Annotated in this window: 17 protein-coding genes; 6 read left to right on the forward strand and 11 right to left on the reverse strand. The window is 72.1% G+C overall.

What is annotated here, in order from left to right:
- Positions 1 to 130 precede the first annotated feature (130 nt).
- From ACYVOM_RS16465 to ACYVOM_RS16495, 7 genes are all read right to left on the reverse strand, one after another.
- Complete coding sequence (locus tag ACYVOM_RS16465) at positions 131 to 1,651, reverse strand: GMC oxidoreductase (RefSeq protein ID WP_460304240.1); 1,521 nt, start codon at positions 1,649 to 1,651, stop codon at positions 131 to 133.
- A 178-nt stretch (positions 1,652 to 1,829) separates the two neighbouring features.
- Positions 1,830 to 3,206, reverse strand: a complete 1,377-nt coding sequence (locus ACYVOM_RS16470; RefSeq protein WP_460304241.1) for an ABC transporter substrate-binding protein — start codon at positions 3,204 to 3,206, stop codon at positions 1,830 to 1,832.
- A 353-nt stretch (positions 3,207 to 3,559) separates the two neighbouring features.
- On the reverse strand, positions 3,560 to 4,345 hold the full coding sequence (locus ACYVOM_RS16475; protein WP_460304242.1) for an enoyl-CoA hydratase: 786 nt from the start codon (positions 4,343 to 4,345) through the stop codon (positions 3,560 to 3,562).
- An 11-nt stretch (positions 4,346 to 4,356) separates the two neighbouring features.
- The gene (locus tag ACYVOM_RS16480) at positions 4,357 to 5,529 is read right to left on the reverse strand and encodes an acyl-CoA dehydrogenase family protein (RefSeq protein WP_460304243.1); all 1,173 of its coding nucleotides are present in this window, start codon (positions 5,527 to 5,529) and stop codon (positions 4,357 to 4,359) included.
- Complete coding sequence (locus ACYVOM_RS16485; protein ID WP_460304244.1) at positions 5,520 to 6,512, reverse strand: acyl-CoA dehydrogenase family protein; 993 nt, start codon at positions 6,510 to 6,512, stop codon at positions 5,520 to 5,522. The genes ACYVOM_RS16480 and ACYVOM_RS16485 overlap by 10 nt, the downstream gene beginning before the upstream one ends.
- Complete coding sequence (locus ACYVOM_RS16490) at positions 6,509 to 8,041, reverse strand: FadD3 family acyl-CoA ligase (RefSeq protein WP_460304245.1); 1,533 nt, start codon at positions 8,039 to 8,041, stop codon at positions 6,509 to 6,511. Before ACYVOM_RS16490 ends, ACYVOM_RS16485 begins: the two co-directional genes overlap by 4 nt.
- Positions 8,038 to 9,216, reverse strand: a complete 1,179-nt coding sequence (locus tag ACYVOM_RS16495; protein WP_460304246.1) for an amidohydrolase family protein — start codon at positions 9,214 to 9,216, stop codon at positions 8,038 to 8,040. The genes ACYVOM_RS16490 and ACYVOM_RS16495 overlap by 4 nt, the downstream gene beginning before the upstream one ends.
- Positions 9,217 to 9,303: 87 nt before the next feature.
- Here ACYVOM_RS16495 and ACYVOM_RS16500 point away from each other — a divergent pair, with 87 nt between their 5' ends.
- Complete coding sequence (locus ACYVOM_RS16500) at positions 9,304 to 10,017, forward strand: alpha/beta hydrolase (protein ID WP_460304247.1); 714 nt, start codon at positions 9,304 to 9,306, stop codon at positions 10,015 to 10,017.
- Between the two features lie 53 nt (positions 10,018 to 10,070).
- On the opposite strand, the gene ACYVOM_RS16505 is transcribed toward ACYVOM_RS16500, so the two are convergent.
- Both ACYVOM_RS16505 and ACYVOM_RS16510 read right to left on the reverse strand, forming a co-directional pair.
- Positions 10,071 to 11,279: a CaiB/BaiF CoA transferase family protein gene (locus ACYVOM_RS16505; RefSeq protein ID WP_460304248.1), complete on the reverse strand. Its 1,209-nt coding sequence runs from the start codon at positions 11,277 to 11,279 to the stop codon at positions 10,071 to 10,073.
- Positions 11,276 to 12,730: an aldehyde dehydrogenase family protein gene (locus ACYVOM_RS16510; protein WP_460304249.1), complete on the reverse strand. Its 1,455-nt coding sequence runs from the start codon at positions 12,728 to 12,730 to the stop codon at positions 11,276 to 11,278. The genes ACYVOM_RS16505 and ACYVOM_RS16510 overlap by 4 nt, the downstream gene beginning before the upstream one ends.
- A gap of 187 nt (positions 12,731 to 12,917) precedes the next feature.
- Here ACYVOM_RS16510 and ACYVOM_RS16515 point away from each other — a divergent pair, with 187 nt between their 5' ends.
- The 5 genes from ACYVOM_RS16515 (at position 12,918) to ACYVOM_RS16535 (ending at position 17,206) form a co-directional block, all read left to right on the forward strand.
- A complete protein-coding gene (locus tag ACYVOM_RS16515; protein WP_460304250.1) occupies positions 12,918 to 13,778 on the forward strand; it encodes a mycofactocin-coupled SDR family oxidoreductase in 861 nt (286 codons plus the stop codon).
- Between the two features lie 20 nt (positions 13,779 to 13,798).
- Positions 13,799 to 13,999, forward strand: a complete 201-nt coding sequence (locus ACYVOM_RS16520) for a ferredoxin (protein WP_460304251.1) — start codon at positions 13,799 to 13,801, stop codon at positions 13,997 to 13,999.
- On the forward strand, positions 13,996 to 15,372 hold the full coding sequence (locus ACYVOM_RS16525) for a cytochrome P450 (protein ID WP_460304252.1): 1,377 nt from the start codon (positions 13,996 to 13,998) through the stop codon (positions 15,370 to 15,372). Before ACYVOM_RS16520 ends, ACYVOM_RS16525 begins: the two co-directional genes overlap by 4 nt.
- 17 nt (positions 15,373 to 15,389) lie before the next feature.
- Positions 15,390 to 16,295 carry an alpha/beta fold hydrolase gene (locus ACYVOM_RS16530; protein WP_460304253.1) on the forward strand — a complete coding sequence of 302 codons (906 nt, stop codon included), beginning with the start codon at positions 15,390 to 15,392 and terminating at the stop codon, positions 16,293 to 16,295.
- A gap of 209 nt (positions 16,296 to 16,504) precedes the next feature.
- A complete protein-coding gene (locus ACYVOM_RS16535) occupies positions 16,505 to 17,206 on the forward strand; it encodes a TetR/AcrR family transcriptional regulator (RefSeq protein ID WP_460304254.1) in 702 nt (233 codons plus the stop codon).
- 12 nt (positions 17,207 to 17,218) lie between these two features.
- Here the strand turns inward: ACYVOM_RS16535 and ACYVOM_RS16540 are convergent, their stop codons facing one another.
- On the reverse strand, positions 17,219 to 17,836 hold the full coding sequence (locus ACYVOM_RS16540) for a hypothetical protein (RefSeq protein ID WP_460304255.1): 618 nt from the start codon (positions 17,834 to 17,836) through the stop codon (positions 17,219 to 17,221).
- An 86-nt stretch (positions 17,837 to 17,922) separates the two neighbouring features.
- Positions 17,923 to 19,110 (reverse strand): thiolase family protein, encoded by a 1,188-nt coding sequence (locus tag ACYVOM_RS16545; RefSeq protein ID WP_460304256.1) that lies wholly within the window; start codon positions 19,108 to 19,110, stop codon positions 17,923 to 17,925.
- Positions 19,111 to 19,178 lie beyond the last annotated feature (68 nt).

The raw sequence follows: 19,178 nt of genomic DNA on the forward strand, positions 1-19,178 counted from the left end.
AAGCCTGGTGGGAGCGGGCTTTGCGACGCTCGGCGCGGCCTGGAACGCGGCAGCGCCGCCGCGCCTTCAAGGCGTGCGCGCGGCGGTGCGAGGGCGGGTCCCGGGACTGCCGAGACGGGCGCCGGCTACCTCAGAAGACCTCCCCGAGGTCCGTGCGGACGAGCGCCGCCATGCTGTGCTCGGCGAGCGCGGCGATCGTCATGGCAGGTCCGCACGCGCCCGTGGAGCCGGGGATGCGGGAGCCGTCCAGCACGTAGAGGCCCCGGTGGCCGTGCACCCGCCCGTACCTGTCGACGGCCCCGCCGAAGGGCACGCCGCCGAGCGGGTGCCAGGTGGCGGGCTCGGCCGGGGAGGTGTCGGCGACGAAGCCGCCGCCCGCCTCGGCGAACGCGTCCATCCGCTCGCCGATGAGCTTCGCGACCTCGGTCTCGGCCGATCTCGGCCACGTCAGGACCGCGTCGTCGGCCTCCAAGTCGTAGGTCCAGACGCCTTCGGGTCGGACGATGCCGCATCCGGCGAGCGCCATCATCCGGGCCGGGCTCGGCGGCAGGATCGGCGAGCCCGCGTGCACGACCGTGTACGGGATCGGGGCGCGCGGATCGCGTCCGCCGACGCAGGAGGGGCCGCCCTGGGGGCGGCCCGGGTCGTCGTCCATCTGGACCCAGGCGCAGGCGCGGTTGCCGTTGGTGCCCCAGCCGGTGCCGACGGCGTCCGGCAGGTCGGGCACGAGGCCCTTGGCGCGGGCCTTCACCAGGAGCCGGGTGGTGCCGGGCGATCCGGCGGCGAGGAGCACCGCGTCGGCGGTGATCCGCTTGCGCTCGCGGACCGTGCCGTCGGTGCCGAGCAGGTCGACGTGCAGCAGCCAGCGGCCCCGGGCGTCGAGTTCGAGGTCGCGCACGAGGTGCAGGCTCTCGACGGTGACGCGGCCGGTGGCCTCGGCGGCGGCCAGGTAGGTGGCGTCCACCGAGTGCTTGCCGCCGTTGTTCACGCCGTAGGCGAGGTCGCCGGTGGTGTAGGTGGGCGCGTACCTGCCTTCGAGTTCGCCCCGCACGTAGTCCCAGTCGACGGGGACGGGCAGCCGGAACGTCTCCAGGCCTGCCTTCTCGGCGGCCTGGAGGAAGAGCCGGGACGAGCGGTAGGCGTCGGCGGCGAGGACGTCGTCGGGGATCTCGGCAAGGCGGAGCATCCGCGCGACGGCAGGGTAGGCCCACCGGTCGAGTTCGCCGTAGGCGTCGGCGAGGTCCGGCAGGGACTGGGCGAAGTGCTCTTCTTCGGGCTGGAGGGTCATGCCGTGGGAGAGCAGCGAGCCGCCGCCGACCCCTGCCGCGCAGTTGACGGCGGTGCCGCGTCCGCGCAGCGTCTCGACGAGGCCCGTATAGGGCTTCCAGCGGGTGAAGACGCCGGGGGTGGTGCTGCGGTCGGTGAGCCAGCCCGCCCGCGCGTCGAGGCCTTCGGCGCGTGGGAAGGTGCGCGCGTTCGGGCCGGTCGGCCAGCGCCCGCCGCGCTCCAGCACGAGGGTGCGAACGCCCGCCTCGGCGAGCCGGAGCGCCGCGACCCCGCCGCCGAAGCCCGTGCCGACGACGACGGCCCGCGCGTGGTGCTCGGTGGTCTGCGGCGCGCGGCCGGACGGGAGGTGCGGGGGATGCGGCATGGCGGCTCCAAGGCTCGGGGTGGGACCCGCGGCGGGCCGGGCCGCGGGCGGGGAGCACCGGGCCCAACATAAGGCCGTATCCGCCTTGCGACAAGCCTCTTATGCGAAAGAGAGAACCTCATTTCCACACGCTGCGGGCCGAGCGCGAAGCGCCCGGCCCGCAGGTGGTGCGAGACTGCTACCGCGTTTCGAGGTCGGCCATGGACCTGCCCACGTCGGCGAGCGTCATCGGCTTCACGTACGACCGGGTCAGCTTGTACTCGGGCGCGTCGCAGCGGAAGGCGCCCTGGTTCGGCTTGAAGTCGGCGGGCTTCCAGCCGTCGGGGGTGGCCTGCTCGACGTTGAAGCACTTGAGCGGGGCGTCTATCTGGCTCAGGTCGATCGGCGCGAGCAGCCCGCCGGCCGTCCACGCGGACTCCTTCAACGCCGCCTCGTAAGCGCACTTGCGGGTGAGGTCGTCACCGCAGGAGCCCGCCGCCTTGGCGAACAGGACGAACGCCGCGAACGCGCGCACCGCGCCGAGCGTGACCGGCTGGCCCGGCGCGTACTTGCCGAACAGGTCGACCAGCTGCTGGGTGGCCGGGCTGCTGGAGGCGCTCTCGATCGGGTGGACGCCGCCGATGTCGGCGAGGTTGTTCTGGAACCCGACCGCCTTGCCCGCGAGCTTCAGGAACGACGGGCCGTAGGAGTAGGCGTTGGCGTCGATCCAGTCGAGCTTGTAGTCGAGGTTCGTCAGCGCCAGCTCCAGCTTCACCAGGTCGGTGAAGTTGCCGTAGAACACCAGGCCCTTGACCTTCTTGCTCTTGATCGCCTGCGCGTAGGGCGTCCAGTCGGCGATGCCCGCGGTCGGGTAGGTGTCGCTGTAGGAGAACGTGCCGCCGGCGAACTCGACGGTCTCCTTGACCTGCTCGTTCAGCACCTTCGTCACGGGTGAGTCGCCGACGATGCTGCCGACCGCGCCCGCGGAGCCCGGATAGGCCTCCTTGAGCAGCCAGGTGAAGTAGCCGGCGTACCTGCTGTAGGACGCGCCGCCCCACGGGGAGACCTGCAGGTCCGAGCCCGTGTTCTCGACCATGGTGGTCGTGGCGGGGAACGCCGGGAGCATGCAGCTCAGCCGGTCCTTGACGCCGAGCGCGTCGAGCGCGGAGCCGCCGCCGACGAGGAAGAAGTCCTCCCGGCAGGCCTCCAGCATGCGCTGGCGGACCTCCATCAGCTTGGCGTCGCGGACCGTCGCGGTGAGCTTGCGCCCCTTGATGCCGCCGGCCTCGTTGCACCAGGCGGTGAAGACCTTGGCCGCGTCGGCGTAGTCGCCCCGCTTGTCGTAGCCCTGGTCGGTCAGCGTGCCGACCTTGATCTCGTCGGCCGTGACGCCCTGGACCGGCGCCAGCTTCTGCTCGCCCGGACCGCACAGGCCCTTGAGCGTGCCGAAGTCGACGGCCGAGGCGGAGGCGTTTCCGCCGCCGCCCTCCTCGGCGCCGCCGGAGCCGTCGCGGCCGCAGCCGCTCACGACCAGGACGAGGGCGGCCAAGGCCGCCGCTGCTTTTCGATTTCTCACGGGGTCGCTCCTCAAGATGTGGCCCCCGATGGCAGGTGGTCCCGGCTCGCCTGAGAGCCGGGATGGGCGGGCGCCCGGGGGCGCGCACGGAACCGCGACACGCTCGCGGGTGCCCGCCGACCGGGCATAAGTTCGCGAACGCTCACTCATTTCACGATGGCGGAACCGCGTCACCGCCGTCAAGACGGAAGCGATGCCATCCTGCGGGTATTTCCGCAGGTCAGAGCCCACTCGGGCATGCGGCGGACAGGGCGGGCGCCGCTCCTCGCGCCCAGCCCCGCCCACCGCCCGACGCCCGCCGACCGGCTGCCCGCGGTCCGCACGAACGCGGACGCCGACCCGGCGGGCCGTCCTCACTTGATCTTCGTCTTCATCTCCTCGAGACGGACGAGGATCGGGTAGCCGCCGACGCTGAGCGCGTTGCCGTGGCCGGTCTGGTGCACGTCGAAGACGGACTGGATGGCCGCGTAGAAGCCCTGGACGTCGAGGGTCTGGTTGACCGCCCGCTTGGCCTGGCGGAGGCCGAACGCGGGCATCTCGGCGATCTGGGCGGCCAGCGCGCGGGTCTCGGCGTCGAGGTCGGCGCGGGCGACGACCTTGTTCACCATGCCGACCTTCTCGGCCTCCTCGGCGGTGAGGGGGCGGCCGGTGAACAGGATCTCCTTGGCCTTGCGCGCGCCCAGCTCCCACGTGTGCCCGTGGTACTCCACTCCCCCGATGCCCATCGTGACGACGGGATCGGAGAACAGGGCGTCGTCGGCGGCCACGATGAGGTCGCACGGCCAGCACAGCAGCAGCGCGCCCGCGATGCAGCGGCCCTGCACCGCCGCGATCGTCGGCTTCGGGATGTTGCGCCAGCGCAGCGAGTACTCCAGATACCGGCGGGCCTCGGCCGCGTAGATGTGATCGAGGGTGATCTTCTCCGGGGCGGGAGTGCCGCTGCGCAGGTCGTGGCCCGCGGAGAAGTGCTTGCCGTTCGCGCGCAGGATGACGACGGCGACGTCCTCGTCCGACGCGCCCTGGGCGAAGGCCGCGTCGAGCTCGTCCAGAAGCTGCATGTTCTGGGCGTTGGCGGCCTCGGGGCGGTTCAGGGTGATGGTCGCGATCCTGTCGGCGACCTCGTACTCGATGTATCCCATGGGAAGTCTCCTCAGGCTCTCGGGAGGCCGAGCACGCGCTCGGCGATGATCGTGCGCTGGATCTCCGAGGTGCCGCCCGCGATGGTGCCGCCGAAGCTGCGCGCGTAGCGCTCGAACCAGGACGTGGTGAACACGTCGAGGTGCAGCGGGGCGAGCGGCGCGGTCTGCGTCGGGTAGAGTCCCTCGACGCCCTGGGCGTCCAGGATGCGTTCCAGCGCCTTCTGCGCGGCCTCGGAGCCGAACACCTTCAGGACCGAGAGGGCGGCGACGTCCTGCTCTCCGCGCGCGGTCTTGGCGAGGGCCGCGGAGCCCATGAGGCGCAGCGCGTGCGCGTCCATGATGAGCGTGGCGTACCAGTCGCGGTCGAGGGGGGTCTCGGGCTTGAAGTCGCGGATCTCCTCTTCGAGCCGGGCCGCGAAGCTCAGCCACAGAAGGGTGCGTTCGTGCCCGAGTGAGCCGTTCGCGACGCGCCAGCCGTCGTTCAGCGGGCCGAGGAGGTTCTCCTTCGGTACCCGGACGTCCTCGAAGAAGACCTCGTTGAAGTCGAGGTCGTCCCTGCCCGCGATCGAGCCGAACGGGCGGCGGGTCACGCCGGGCAGGTCCGTCGGGATGATGAGGACGCTGATGCCCTTGTGCTTGGGCACGTCGGGATCGGTGCGCACGAACGTCAGCAGGACGTCGGCGTCGTGCGCGCCGGACGTCCAGACCTTCTGGCCGTTCACCACGAACTCCTCGCCGTCCAGGACGGCCCTGGTGCGCAGCCCGGCCAGGTCGGAGCCCGCGCCGGGCTCGCTCATGCCGAGCGAGGCGGTGATCTGCGCGCGCAGGATCGGCACCGCCCAGCGCCGCTTCTGCTCCTCGGTGCCGAACGACAGCAGCGAGGCCGCCACGATGCCGAGGCCCTGCGGGTTGAAGCTGTGGTAGATCCGGCGCTTGGCCAGCTCCTCAAGGTGGACGTACTGCTGGATGATGCTCGCGTTCCGGCCGCCGAACTCGGGGGTGTTGCCGGGCAGCAGCCAGCCCTCGTCGAACAGCCTGCGCTGCCAGACGCGCGCCCACCCGGGCACGTGCGAGCTGGACCGCGACCGCTCGGCGGCCTCCTCGGCGGTCGGGGTGTGCGCGTCGAGGAACGCCGCGAACTCGGCCCGGAAGGCCTCCACCTCGGAATCGAAAGTCAGCCGCACAGGTGCTCCTCGACTATGCGCGCCCGGTGCTCCGCCGATCCGCCGAGCAGCAGCTCGCCGGCTTTGGCGCGCTTGAGCGCGAACTGCAGGTCGTTCTCCCACGTGTAGCCCATGGCCCCGAACAGCTGGAAGCCGTGCCGGAACACCAGCCCCTGGCACTCCCCCGCCGCGGCCTTGGCCATCGAAGCGGCGAACGCGGGACGGTCGCCGTCGGCGGCGATGACGAGGGCCGCGTAATAGGCCAGGGCCCGCGCGCGCTCGATCGCCACGTGCATGTCGGCGGCCTTGTGCTTGACGGCCTGGAACGACCCGACGGGCACGCCGAACTGGTGCCGGGTCTTCACGTGCTCCAGCACGAGGTCGAGGACGCGCTGGCAGGCGCCGACCATGGTGAGCGCGACGCCCGTGACGGCCAGCGGGCGCGCCTTCTCCACGGAGACCGCGCTCCGGTCGCCTTCGCCGACGCGGACGCCGTCGAAGGTGACTTCGGCGACGTGCAGGAGCGGGTCGAAGACCTCGCCGCGCACGGCCGCCGCGCGGGCCGCCGGGACGGCGAAGACGCCCGCGTCGGTGGCGACCGCGAACCAGTCGGCGCGATCGCCGTCCAGGACGTGCCGAGCCGTGCCGTCGAGCCGCCAGCCGTCGCCGTCGGCGGTCGCGGTGACGCCCTCGAACACGGCGGTTCCGGCCTGGCCGGGCGCCGCGGTCTCCGGGAAGAACGGGACGAACTGCGTCATCGTCGCGAGGTAGGGCGTCGGGTCGACCGCGCGGCCCAGCTCCTCCAGGAGGATCGCCAGCTCGACGGTCTCGCCGCGCTCGGTCAGCTCGGTCCAGCCGTGCCGGGCGTAGGCGGCCCAGACGGGCGCGGGGTCCACGCCCGCGTCCACGACGCTCCGGACCAGCGCGGGCGGGCACTCCTTGGCGACGGCCTCGCGGACCGTCGCCTGCCAGAACCGCTGGTCCTCGTCGAACTCGAAGATCACGGCTTCCTCCGCCGCGTCCTGCCCAGCGGGCTCCTCATGGTCTCTCCTTCTGTCGTGTGTGCTGGGGCGGGAAGGCCGGCGGCGCCGCGCAGGGCGTCCTTCATGACCTTGCCCGCGGCGTTGCGCGGCAGCTCGGTGCGGAACTCCACGGCGCGCGGCACCTTGTAGCCGGCCATCCGGCGCCTGCACCAGGCGAGCAGGCCTGCGGCGGTGACGGGGGCGCGGGACACGACGAACGCCATGCCGACCTCGCCGAGCCGCGCGTCGGGAACGCCGATGACGGCGGCCTCGGCGACCGCGGGGTGCTCCATCAGGAACCCCTCGATCTCGGCCGGGTAGGCGTTGAGCCCGCCGACGAGGAACATGTCCTTCTTGCGGCCCTTGATGCGCAGGCGTCCCGAAGCGTCGAACGCGCCGAGGTCGCCGGTGCGCAGCCAGCCGTCCGGGCCGATCGCCTCGGCGGTCGCCGTAGGGTCGTCGAGGTAGCCGCGCATGACCGAGTAGCCGCGCACGAGCACCTCGCCGTCGTCGGCCAGGCGCACCTCCATGCCGTCGCAGGGCGTGCCGACGGTGCCCGCCACGTCGGCGAAGGCGTCGCCGGGGCGGGAGGCGGTGACGGTTCCCGCCTCGGTGAGCCCGTAGGCCGTGGTGATCTCGGTGAACGGCAGTTCGGCCAGGATCCTGCGGACGAGGTCGGCGGGGATGTCGGCGGCGCCGGTCGCGGCGACCCGCAGCGAGGACACGTCGCGCCCGCCCCGGACCGCGCGGTCGCCGGGCGCCGCCAGCAGCCCGTGGTAGACCGCCGGAGGTCCGGGCAGCACGGTCACCTTCTCGCGCTCGACGAGTTCGAGCACCCGGTCCACGTCGAAGACGGGCACCGGGAGGATCGCGCAGCCCTTCAGCAGGGACGCCACGCATCCCGCCTTGTAGCCGAACGTGTGGAAGAACGGGCTGGCGACCAGGTAGCGGTCGCCCTCGCGCAGTCCCGCGTTGTCGCCCCACGAACGGTACTTGCGCAGGGTCTGGCCGTGGTCCATCAGGACGCCCTTGGGCCGGCCGGTCGTGCCCGAGGTGAAGACGATGTCGCAGAGGTCGCGGGCCTCGACGGGGCGCGTGAGCTCCGCGCCGCCGTCGAGGAACCCGGACTTGAGGTCCACCACCCGCACGCCGGGCGGTCCCGGGTAGTCCCGGCCGAGGAAGCCGTCCTGGACGAGCAGCAGGCGGGCCCCGCCGCGCGTCACGACGTCGGCGGCCTCCTCGGCCCGGAACCTGGTGTTGACCGGGACCAGCACCCCGCCCGCCGTCACCGCCCCGAAGGCGGCGACGATCCACTCGACGGAGTTGGGCGCCCAGATCGCGACCCGGTCGCCCTTGTTCACCCCTGCGGACGCGAACGCGCCCGCGGCCACGCGGACCCGGGTCGCGAGATCGCCGAAGCCGAGCCGCACGGGGCCGTCCACGACCGCTTCGGCGTCGCCGAAGCGGTCCGCGGCGGCGAGCACCATCTCGGGAATGGTGGCCGGGGTCACGCGGAGATCAACCTGGCGAGGTTGCCGCCCATGATGAGCGCCTTGTGCTCCTCGGACAGGCCGGCCAGCTCGTCCACGTAGGTGATCGGGTCGGCCAGGCCCTCGGGGTGGGGGTAGTCCGAGCCGAACAGGACGCGCTCGACGCCGATGGTGTCGGCGAGCCTGCCCATGTCGTCCTCCCAGAAGGGCGAGACGTGGATGCAGCGCTTCACCGCGACGACCGGATCCTCGATGAACGCCTCGGGCATCTTCTTGTAGATGCTGGCGAGCTGGTCGAGCAGCGGGCCGACCCACACCGAGCCGTTCTCGATGACGGCGATCTTCAGTTCGGGGAACCGGGAGATGGCGCCGTGGCAGGCGAGGGCGGCGACCGCGTCCTGGATCGGCCGCCACTCGAACACGCCGCGGAACGCGTTCGGGACGAACGGCAGCATCTCCTGGTCGACGCCCTGCCAGTCGGCGAGGTAGCGGCTGTAGCCGGAGTCGGAGGAGTGCAGGGCCACGAGGACGTTGTGGTGGACCACGCGCTCCCAGAAGGGGTCGAACTCGGGCAGGCCGAAGGAGCGCGAGTGGCGGACGCCGGGCACCGGAGCCGGGCGGATGAGGACCGCGCGGGCGCCGTTCGCGACGACCCAGTCGAGCTCCTCGATGGCCTTCTCGACGATCGGGAGGCTGATGACGGGCGTGGTGAAGATGCGGTCCTCGTAGTTGAAGGACCAGGTCTCCAGCAGCCACTGGTTGAGCGCGTGGATGACCGCGTGGATCATCTCGGGGTCGTCGCGCATGCGCTCCTCGATGAGGCTCGCCAGCGTCGGGAACATGAGGGTCTGCGCGATGCCCAGCTCGTCCATCAGCTCCAGGCGCGGGGCGGGCTCGCGGAACGCCGGGATGGACCTCATCGGCTTGCCGAAGAGCTCGCGGCGGCTCTTGCCCTCGGGGTTGCCGACGCGGAAGTAGTCCTCCATCGCGCCGGGCCGGGCGACGACCTCGAAGGTCGGGTTCGGGATGTACTCGCTGATGTGGCCGCGGACGGCGATCTTCGTCCGGCCATCGACCTGCACGTACTTGATGGCGCCCTTGTACTTCTCCGGCAGGTACTTCGTCAGGGCCTCCTCGGTCTCGTACAGGTGGTTGTCGGCGTCGAACAGCGGATACGGGAGTTCGCGCGAAGGCATGGAGATCTCCTTTGGGGGACCAGATCAGGTGTAGATATGATGTTCTCCATGTACGAGAACATCATATCCATATTTGGAGAATGAACTATGGCCAGTGAGTCCTCGGTGTCGGCGCACGGGCTCGGGCTGGCGGTCGTGCCCCACGAGCGTTTCGGCGGAACCGTCCTCTACCTGCACGGCGACCGCAGCCTGGCGGGCGAGCCGGAACCCGGGCTCGCCTTCGCCGAGGACCTCGCGGCGCGCACCGGGGCCGAGGTCTTCTGCGCCCGGTACCGGCCCGTGTTCCCGGCCGCGCTGCACGACGTCCGCGCCGCCTACGGGCACTGCCGGACGCGCGGCGGCCCCGTCGCACTCGCGGGACGGCTGGAGGGGGCCGGGCTCGCCGCCGCGCTGCTGCTCAGCCTGCGGGACGACGGCGCGCCCCTGCCGCACTGCGCGGTGCTGCTGTCGGCGCTGCTCGACCTGCGCCTCGACGCGCAGAGCCTGCTCCTCAACGGCGCGACCGACCCGGCCTTCGACCTCCGGGACCTGCGGGCCCGCACCCTCGCCTACGCAGGGCGCGTGCCGCCGACCGACCCGCTGCTCAGCCCGCTGCTCGGCAACCTCCACGGGCTGCCGCCGGTGCAGCTCCAGACCGCGGGCACCGACCCGCTCCTGGACGACTCGATCTCGTTCGCGGCACGGGCCGCCCGATCGGGCGTCGACGTCCACCTGCGGGTCCGCTCCGGCACCGCCGAGCTGCGGGAGAACCTCACCCGCTCGGCCGCCGCGTTCCTCGCCGCCCGGGCGTCGGCGACCTGAGCCCGGGGCGGGGCGCGGACCGGCGCCGGAGCACCGGCCGCGCCGCCGCGGCGTCATGTGATCGCGCCCTTCGTCTTCAGCTCGATGACGCGCTCCCAGGTGAGCCCCAGTTCGAGGAGCACCTCCTCGGTCTGCGCCGCGAACTCCGGGGCCGGGCCGGCCTTGGGGCTCGCGACGTCGAACTGCACGGGGCTCGCGGCGACCGTCAGCTCACCGGTGTCGACGAGGTAGTCGTTGGCCCGCACCTGGCCGTCGGAGACGACCTGGAAGGAGTCCTGAACGGGCGCCCACGGTCCGGACAGCGTCGTGAAGCGCTCGCTCCACTCCGCGAGGGTGCGGGTGGCGACGACCTCCCGCAGGATCTCGACGGCCTGGCCGGTGTTGGCCGCGATGTCGGCCCCCGTGGCGAAGCGCGGGTCGTCGATGAGGTCGGGACGGTCGAGGTGCCGGCACACGTCGGCCCAGAACTTCTCCGCCTGGAGCATGACCAGCGACAGGTAACGGCCATCGGCGGTGCGGTACAGGCCCGTCAGCGGGTTCGCCGGGGAGCCGTGCACGCCTGTCTTGGCGGCGACCATCGGCTCGCCGAGATGCGCGGACAGGGCGATGCCGTGGCCGAGCGCCCACACGCCGCTGCCGAGCAGGGACACGTCGACGACGGACGGCTCCCCCGTCCTGCCGAGCTTCACCAGCGCGGCGGCGATGCCCCCGGCGAGGTTGGTGCCGGAGATCGTGTCGCCGTAGGCCGGGCCGGGAGGGCTGATCATCCCCTCCACGTCGGGCGGGGTGAGGCTGGCGGCGGTCCCGGCGCGCGACCAGAAGGCCGTCATGTCGTAGCCGCCGCGCGCGGCCTCCGGCCCGCGCGGGCCGAGGGCGCTGCCCCGGGCGTAGATGATCTTCGGGTTGACGGCCCGGATGTCCTCGACGTCGATGCCGAACCTGGTCCGGTGGCCCGGCAGGAAGCTGGTGAGGAACACGTCGGAGGTGCGCGCGATCTCGTAGACGACCCCGCGGCCGTCCGGGTGCGACATGTCGATGCCGATGCTGCGCTTGCCCCGGTTGGCGTGCGCGAAGTTCGGGTTCGGATCGCCCTCGACGCGCATCGTGCCGGTCTGGCGCAGCCCGCGCTGCGGGTCGCCGTGCACGGCGTGCTCGACCTTGACGACGTCGGCGCCCCAGTCGGCGAGCACTCCGCCGGCCGAGGGGACGAACCCGTACATCGCCACTTCCAGGACGCGGATCCCCGCGAGCGGCCCGCTCATCCGACGACCGCCGCGAAGACCTTGCTCTCCAGGAACTCCTCGAAGCCCGGCACACCGCCTTCACGGCCCAGCCCGGACTGCTTGTAGCCGCCGAAGGACGCGTCGCCGCCGAAGTAGTAGCCGCCGTTCACGCTCAGCGTCCCGGTGCGGATGCGCCGGGCGACGGCGATGGCGCGCTCGCCGTCGGCGCCGAAGACCGCGCCGGACAGGCCGTAGATCGAGTCGTTGGCGATGCGGACGGCTTCGTCCACGTCGTCGTAGGCGATGACGACGAGGACGGGGCCGAACACCTCCTCCTGGGCGATCTCGCTGTCGGGCGCGACGTTCGTCAGCAGGGTCGGCTTGTAGTACCAGCCGGGGTCGACCTTCTCGCCGCCCGTGACGAGCTTCGCGCCCGCCGCGACCGCCCGCTCGACCAGGCCGTGCACCTTGTCGCGCTGCCGCTCGCTGATGAGCGGGCCCATGTAGGTGGCGGCGTCGTTCGGGTCGCCGTAGTTGATGCCCTGGAGGAATCCGGCGGCCTGCTCGACGAAGGCGTCGTGCATCGCGCGCGGCACGAGCACCCTTGAGGTGATCGCGCAGCCCTGGCCCGCGTGGCTGCAGATCATGAAGGCCGAGGCCATCGCGCACAGGCCCGCGTCGGCGTCGTCGAGCACGATCATCGCGGACTTGCCGCCCAGCTCCAGGAACGTCTTCTTGACGGTCTTGGCGGCGGCCTCCATGATGCGCCGCCCCGTCGGGGTGGAGCCGGTGAACGTCACCATGTCCACGTCGGGGTGCGTGGTGAGCGCCTCGCCCGCCTCCGCGCCGGAGGACGACAGGACGTTGATGACCCCCGCGGGGATGTCGGTGTGGTCGTGGATCAGCTCGCCGAGCGCCTGGGTGACCAGCGGCGTGTCGGGGGCGCCCTTGAGCACGACGGTGCAGCCCGCGGCGAGCGCCGGGGCGATCTTGGCCAGCGCGATCTGGACCGGGTAGTTGTAGGGGACGATCGCGGCGACGACGCCCGCGGCCTCCTTCTCCACCCAGCGCCGGTGCTTGCGGCCGCGCGTCTCGACGACGCCCAGCTCCTCGCTCAGCGGGTACGTGCCGAGCAGGTCGGCGTAGTAGGCGACGATGCCGATGGGCTCGTCGAGCTGGGTGGCGTGCGTGGTCATCCGGGGCGCGCCGGCCTCGGCGATGAGCACCTCGCGCAGTTCGTCGGCGTGGTCGAGCAGCGCCTGGTGGAGCTGCCTCAGGCACCGGACGCGCAGGTCGGCGTCGGTGGACCAGTTCGTCGTGTCGAAGGCTCGGCGGGCCGCCGCGACGGCAGCCTCGGCTTCTGCGGCCGTGGCGTCGGGGGCGTGTCCGACGACCTCTCCGGTCGCCGGGTTCAAAGACGAGAACGTCGTTTCCGTCTCGACGAGCCTCCCGTCGATGAGCAGCTTTGCCCGTCTTGGCGTGGGTGGCACCGGTCCTCCTCGGGGTGAGTGGCAACCATTTAAGGGAGTGAGCGGACGCTCATCAAGCCTGGTTTTCCGTCCTAGTTGAGAGTATGGTTCTCGCAATCGGAATCGGGCTTCTTTCGAGACGAAAATTTCTTGTCTCGCTCGGAAACCCGCCCGACGCCCCCTGCCGCCCCGAACAAGGAGCCACCCCATGGGACGCGTTGACGGAAAGGTCGCCTTCATCACCGGAGCCGCCCGCGGCCAGGGCCGCAGCCACGCGGTCCGGCTCGCGCAGGAAGGCGCCGACATCATCGCGGTCGACCTGTGCCAGGACTTCGGGACCGTCGACTACCCGATGTCCACCCCCGACGACCTCAAGGAGACCGCGCGCCTCGTCGAGGAGCAGGGCCGCCGGATCGTCACCGTCCAGGCCGACGTCCGCGAGGCCGCCCAGATCCGCGAGGCGCTGGAGCAGGGCATCGCCGAACTCGGCAAGGTCGACGTGGTCGTCGCCCAGGCCGGCATCGCGCCCCTGCACGGCAACCCGCCCCTCCAGGCGTGGAGCGACGTCGTCAACGTCAACCTGCTCGGCTCCATCAACGCCGTCCAGTCCGCGCTCCCCCACCTCGCCGAGGGCGCGTCGGTCATCACCGTCGCGTCCGCCGCCGCGCTCATGTCGATGGGCATGGTGCAGAACCCCGGCTCCAACCCCGGCGGCAGCGGCTACGCGTGGGCCAAGCGGATCCTCGCCGACTACACGCACGAACTGGCCCGCCAGCTCGCGCCGCGCTCCATCCGCGCCAACGTGGTGCACCCGACGAACGTCAACACCCAGATGCTGCAGAGCAAGCCGATGTACAAGTCGTTCCGGCCCGACCTGGAGGACCCGCAGCGCGAGGACGCCGAGCGCGCGTTCTACGTGCAGCAGGCGATGCCCGTCCCGTACATCGAGCCGGTCGACATCAGCAACGCGATCCTGTTCCTCGCCTCCGACGAGGCCCGCTACGTCACCGGTATGCAGCTGCGCGTCGACGCCGGCGGCTACCTCAAGTGGCACGACTTCCACGTCTGATCGCGAAGGAGAACCACACCGTGAAGGTCACCGTCGATCAGGCACGCTGCCAGGGGCACACCCTCTGCGCCATGAAGGCCCCCGACGTCTTCGAACTCGACGACGTCGACGGCCACTCCACCCCGGTCAGCCCCGAGGTCCCGGCCGGCCAGGAAACCAAAGTGATCGCCGCCGTCCGGTCCTGCCCCGAGCAGGCCATCTCCGTGGAGGACGCCCCATGAGCGCCGAGGAGATCTCCGGCGACGAGGCGCGCAGGTGCCCCGTCTACTCCTTCGACCGCCACGCGCCCGGCTACCGGGAGCGGTTCGAGGAGATCACCCACGAGATGCACGCGAAGTGCCCGGTCGCCTGGAGCGACACGCACGGCGGCCACTGGGTCGCCGCCGGGAGCCGCGAGGTGTTCGAGCTGGCGGCGCGCAACGCCGAGAACCTGTCGAACGACCACGACGTGAAGAACGAGCGGCGCGGCTACCAGGGCATCTCCATCCCCGCCCCGCAGCGCGCCCGCGGCAGCCGCGGCGGCTTCCTGGAGATGGATCCGCCCGAGCAGCGGCACTACCGGCAGGCGCTCAACCCGTACCTGTCGCCCGCCGCGATCAACCGCTGGATCCCCTGGCTGGACGAGCTGGTCCGGGCCTGCCTCGACGAGAAGATCGAGTCGGGCTCCATCGACTTCGTCGAGGACCTCGCCAACATCGTCCCCGCGGTCTTCACGCTCGGCATGCTCGGCATCCCGATCAAGGACTGGGAGATCTACTGCGAGCCGGCCCACGCCGTCATCTACACGCCGATGACGTCGCCCGACATCATGCGGGTCGGCGGGCTGCACATGGAGATGCAGGCGGAGATCGCGCGGCAGCTCGCCGCGATCCGCGAGAACCCGCGGCCCGGCCTGATCGACGCGCTGGTCAACGCCGAGATCCTCGGCGGCCCCCCGGCCGACGACGAGATCCGCGGTGTGCTCGGCCTGCTCATCGGCGGCGGCTTCGACACCACCACGGCGCTCACCGCGCACGCCATCGAGTGGCTGTCGGAGCACCCCGCGGAGCGCGAGAGGCTCAGCCGCGAACGCGACGACCTCCTCGACTCGGCCACCGAGGAGTTCCTGCGCTTCTACACCCCGGCCGTCGGCGACGGCCGCACGATCTCGGCCGACTGCACGGTCGGCGGGATCGAGTACAAGGAGGGTGAGCGCCTCTGGCTGTCGTGGGCGATGGCCAACCGCGACCCCGCGGTGTTCGAGAACCCCGACGCGATCGACCTCGGCCGCGAGGGCAACCGGCACGCCAGCTTCGGCCTCGGCCTGCACCGGTGCATCGGCTCGAACGTCGCCCGGACGGTCTTCAAGCGGATGCTGCTCGCCGTCCTCGACCGGATGCCCGACTTCGTGTGCGACCCCGAGGGCGCCGTGCACTACGAGACCATCTCGGTCATCAACGGCATGCGGTTCCTGCCCGCCACGTTCACCCCCGGCAAGCGCCTGGGACCCGGGCTGGCGGAGACCCTGGAGATCCTCCAGAAGGCCTGCGACGAGCAGCGGCTCGCCGAGCCCGTCACCGTGCGCAAGGCCGCGGCGAAGCTCACCGCCCAGTGAGCCGGTCTCCGGACGGCATGTCCCGTGGGGTGGCATGCCGTCCGGCCGACCGCGCCGCCCGCCCGCGCGGCGTCCCTGGTGCCCCGGAGACCGTCGAGGTCACCGGCATCCCCATGTCGGCCCTGGTCAGCCGCACCCGCGCGCCCCGCGCCGTCCTCCTGGCCCTGCACGGCGGCATGACCACCAGCCGCTACTTCGACCTCCCCGAGCTCCCCCGCCAGTCCCTGCTCCGCACCGCCTCGGCCCTCGGCTTCACCGTGGTCGCCCCCGACCGCCCCGGCGTAGGCGCCTCCGCGCCCAGCACGCACCTGTTCGCCGGCTCGCCCCAGCGCCGCGTCGACCTCGTCCGCGGCCTCCTCGACGCGCTGGTGCCGCCCGCCGCGCGCGGCGCGGGCGTCTTCGTGATGGGCCACTCGCGCGGCGCCGAACTCGCCCTGCAGCTCGCCTCGCGCGCCGCCCCACCCGACCTGCTGGGCGTGGAGATCGCGGCGACCGGCCGCCACCTGCACCCGAGCGCGGAGCGGGCGATGGACCGCCACCGCCGCGGCGAGCGCCCCACCGGCCTCGACGACATCCTCTGGGGGCCGGACGTGCTCTACCCGGACCCGATCGCCCGCGGCCTCCGCGTCCTCGCCCCGAACCCGTCCTACGAGGCGGCCGAAGGCGCGGCCTGGCGCGACTCCCTGCCCGGTTACGCCGCCGCCGTCCGAGTCCCCGTCCACCTCACCCTCGGCGACCACGAACGCTGGTGGCGCAGCGGCCCCGAAGCCCTCGCCGACCTCACCTCCCTCTTCACCGCCTCTCCCCGCGTCGTCGCCGAGGAGCAGGCGTCCGCGGGCCACAACCTCAGCCTCGGCACCGCCGCCTTCGCCTACCACCTTCGCGTCCTCGCCTTCGCCGAGGAATGCGCCGCGCGGGGCTGAACGCGCACCCCTTTCTCCCTCTCCCTCTCCGCGCCGGACGGTCCGTCCGGCGCGGTTTCGCGCTGCGCGCGCCCGCGGGAGTAACCTGGTGATCATCGGCGGGTCGAGTCGGCAGGGCGTCACGCGTACTACTATGTAAGTATGTGCCCACTCACCTCTGGAGCCCGCGTCACCGGCGCGCGCGGCGGAGCAGTCCCCGGGAGACTCGCATGAGCACCAAGCCGGCCGAGCCCGCGACGGCGGTCGAACCCGCCGAAGAGGCCGCTCCCGCCGAGAAGAGGCCTCGGCGGCGGCTCACGGCGGCGGCGCGCAAGAGTTCCATTCTCGCGGCGGCGCGGCGCGCGTTCATCGAGACCGGGGATATGAACGGGACGACCATCAAGCTGATCGCCGAGCACAGCGGGATCAGCGAAGGGGTCATCTACCGGCACTTCGAGAGCAAGGACCAGCTGTTCTTCGAGGCGGTCGTGGAGCCGCTGCAGCAGGCCGTCGACGATCTCGTGGCGGCCACGCAGACCGTGGACAGCGAGCAGTCGCTCACGCCGGAACGGCAGCTCCGCACGATGACGGGGCTGTACCGGCAGTTGATCTCGACGCTGGAGGAGATCCTTCCGCTGCTCGGACTCGTGCTGTTCGGGGACCCGGTGGTGGCCCGGCGGTTCTACCAGGAGAACCTCACCGTCGCGATGGACCGGCTGGCCGAGGCCTGGCGCGAGGTCGAGGACCGCTACGGGTACCCGTTCGAGTCGCCCGACATCTCCGCCCGCGCCGTCATGGGCATCGCGCTGGTCCTCGCGCTGGAGAGCCACCACGGCAAGGGCTTCGACCGGCACCGCGCCGTCTCCCTCATCAGCGAGGGCACCGTGAAGGGCTTCTTCCCACCTCTGGAGCCGGCCCGCCGCCGCCAGTGACGCGGTCCGGCGTCACGCCCGCCGGTAGGCGAGGTGGTGGTGGAGGTCCAGGTCGTACCCGACGGCCTCGAATCCGGACCGCCGCTCCCGGCCGGTGAACGTCAACGCACCCTCGGCGCAGGTGTAGGCGAGGCCGAAGGGGAGCGCGTCGTCGCGCCCCGACGAGCGCACGCTCTCGGTGACCGAATAGGCGTCGGCCTGACGGGACGGCTTCACCCGTTCGCTTCTCGCGCGGACCTCGCCCTCCGCGGTCTTGCGGCGGGCGACGAGCCTGCCCCGCGCGTCACCGGAAAGGCGCACCCGCACCCTGAGGACACCGCTGTGGGCGGTCCGGACCGTGCCGTCCGAGGTCTCGGCGACGACGGGGGCGGCTTCGGCGAAGTCGACGGTGGCCAGACCGTCCCGGATCGTCAGGTGCTGGCCCTCTCCCCCGCCCAGCCGGGTGACGGCGTACTCCCCGTCGAACGTGCCGACGATGACGGTGGACGTCGCCGAGAGCCGCCACGAGCCTTCCGCGCACTTCGCCGCCGACGTCGGAGCGGTGGCCCCCATCGGCACCGCGACCACGACACCGACCGCCACGGCGAGAGCCGCGGCCGCGGTGACCCGCCTGAATCCTCGAACGCGCATGCTCCTACCCGCTCCCGCACCGGACGACTCCGGGAAAGGTATCGGAAAGATCATCGACAGGTGCGCCGATGCGTCGGGGTCGATCGCTAGCGCGGGGCGGGGACGTCCAGGAGGAGGGCGGTGCCCATGCCGCCGCCGGCGCACATGGCGGCGACCGCGGTGCCGCCGCCGCGGCGGCGGAGTTCATGGATCAGGGTAAGGACCATGCGGGTGCCGGTCATCGCGACCGGGTGGCCGAGGCTGCAACCGCTGCCGAGGACATTGACGGTGTCCTCGGGCAGGCCGAGTGACCGGGTGGCGGCCACCGCGACCGAGGCGAACGCCTCGTTGACCTCCCACAGGTCGACGTCGGCGACGCTGCGGCCGGCGCGGTCGAGCGCCTTCGGGATCGCCAGGATCGGCGCGAGGCCGGTCTCGGCGGGCGGCACCCCGACCGACGCCCACGACCGCACGATCGCGAGAGGCTCCAGGCCCGCGCCGTCCGCGAACTCCCGGTCGGTGACGACGAGGGCGGCGGCCCCGTCGTTGACGCCCGCGGCGTTGCCCGCGGTGATGGAGAACCCCTCGATCTCGGGGTGCAGCGGCTTCAGCGAGGCGAGCTTCTCCAGGGTCGAGGTCCGCCTCGGGTGCTCGTCGACCTCGAACGTGAAGGTCGTGCCGTCGCGGCGGCCGACCTCGATCGGCACGATCTCCTCGGCGAACGCGCCCGCGTCGATGCCGGCGACGGCCCGCTCGTGGGAGCGGACCGCCCACGCGTCCATTTCCTCGCGGCCGATCCCCGCCTTGACCGCGGTGTTCCAGCCGACGGTGATCGTCATGTCCCGGATGGGCGCGTCGGCGGTCTCGCGGTGGCTGGGCGCCAGCCAGTCCTCGGTCCAGACCTCGGTGCCGGGCACGCGCCGGTTCACCTTCGGCATGGTGGAGCTCGACTGGACGCCGCCCGCGACGACGACCCTGTCCATGCCCGCGATGATGGACGCGGCGGCCGTCTGGAGGGTGGCCAGGCCGGACGCGCAGTGCCGGTTGTGCGCGAGGCCCGGCACGTTGACCAGGCCCGCCTCGATCGCCGCGTACCGTCCGATCGCGCCGCCGCCGTACAGCGACTCGCCCAGCACCACGTCGTCGAACAGGTACGGCTCGATCCCGGACCGCCGGACCGCCTCGGCGACGGCGCTCGTCGCGAGGTCCATCGCGTCGACGTCGGCCAGGGAGCCCCGGAAGGCAGTGCCGATCGCCGTCCGGGCACCCGCGACGATCACCGCTTCACGGCTCATCCCGCGCTCCTCGTCCCGCCGCCACGACGGCGAAATTAAGTAAGTGAGCATTCTCTTATGTCTGCTGG

The sequence above is a fragment of the Actinocorallia aurea genome (genome assembly GCF_054783995.1).

Excerpts from the sequence above, each read along its gene's own strand:
- ACYVOM_RS16465 (WP_460304240.1), bottom strand. The coding sequence starts at position 1,651 with ATGCCGCATCCCCCGCACCTCCCGTCCGGCCGCGCGCCGCAGACCACC.
- ACYVOM_RS16475 (WP_460304242.1), bottom strand. The coding sequence starts at position 4,345 with ATGGGATACATCGAGTACGAGGTCGCCGACAGGATCGCGACCATCACC.
- ACYVOM_RS16495 (WP_460304246.1), bottom strand. The coding sequence starts at position 9,216 with ATGCCTTCGCGCGAACTCCCGTATCCGCTGTTCGACGCCGACAACCAC.
- ACYVOM_RS16500 (WP_460304247.1), top strand. The coding sequence starts at position 9,304 with ATGGCCAGTGAGTCCTCGGTGTCGGCGCACGGGCTCGGGCTGGCGGTC.
- ACYVOM_RS16505 (WP_460304248.1), bottom strand. The coding sequence starts at position 11,279 with ATGAGCGGGCCGCTCGCGGGGATCCGCGTCCTGGAAGTGGCGATGTAC.
- ACYVOM_RS16515 (WP_460304250.1), top strand. The coding sequence starts at position 12,918 with ATGGGACGCGTTGACGGAAAGGTCGCCTTCATCACCGGAGCCGCCCGC.
- ACYVOM_RS16525 (WP_460304252.1), top strand. The coding sequence starts at position 13,996 with ATGAGCGCCGAGGAGATCTCCGGCGACGAGGCGCGCAGGTGCCCCGTC.
- ACYVOM_RS16530 (WP_460304253.1), top strand. The coding sequence starts at position 15,390 with ATGTCCCGTGGGGTGGCATGCCGTCCGGCCGACCGCGCCGCCCGCCCG.
- ACYVOM_RS16535 (WP_460304254.1), top strand. The coding sequence starts at position 16,505 with ATGAGCACCAAGCCGGCCGAGCCCGCGACGGCGGTCGAACCCGCCGAA.
- ACYVOM_RS16540 (WP_460304255.1), bottom strand. The coding sequence starts at position 17,836 with ATGCGCGTTCGAGGATTCAGGCGGGTCACCGCGGCCGCGGCTCTCGCC.
- ACYVOM_RS16545 (WP_460304256.1), bottom strand. The coding sequence starts at position 19,110 with ATGAGCCGTGAAGCGGTGATCGTCGCGGGTGCCCGGACGGCGATCGGC.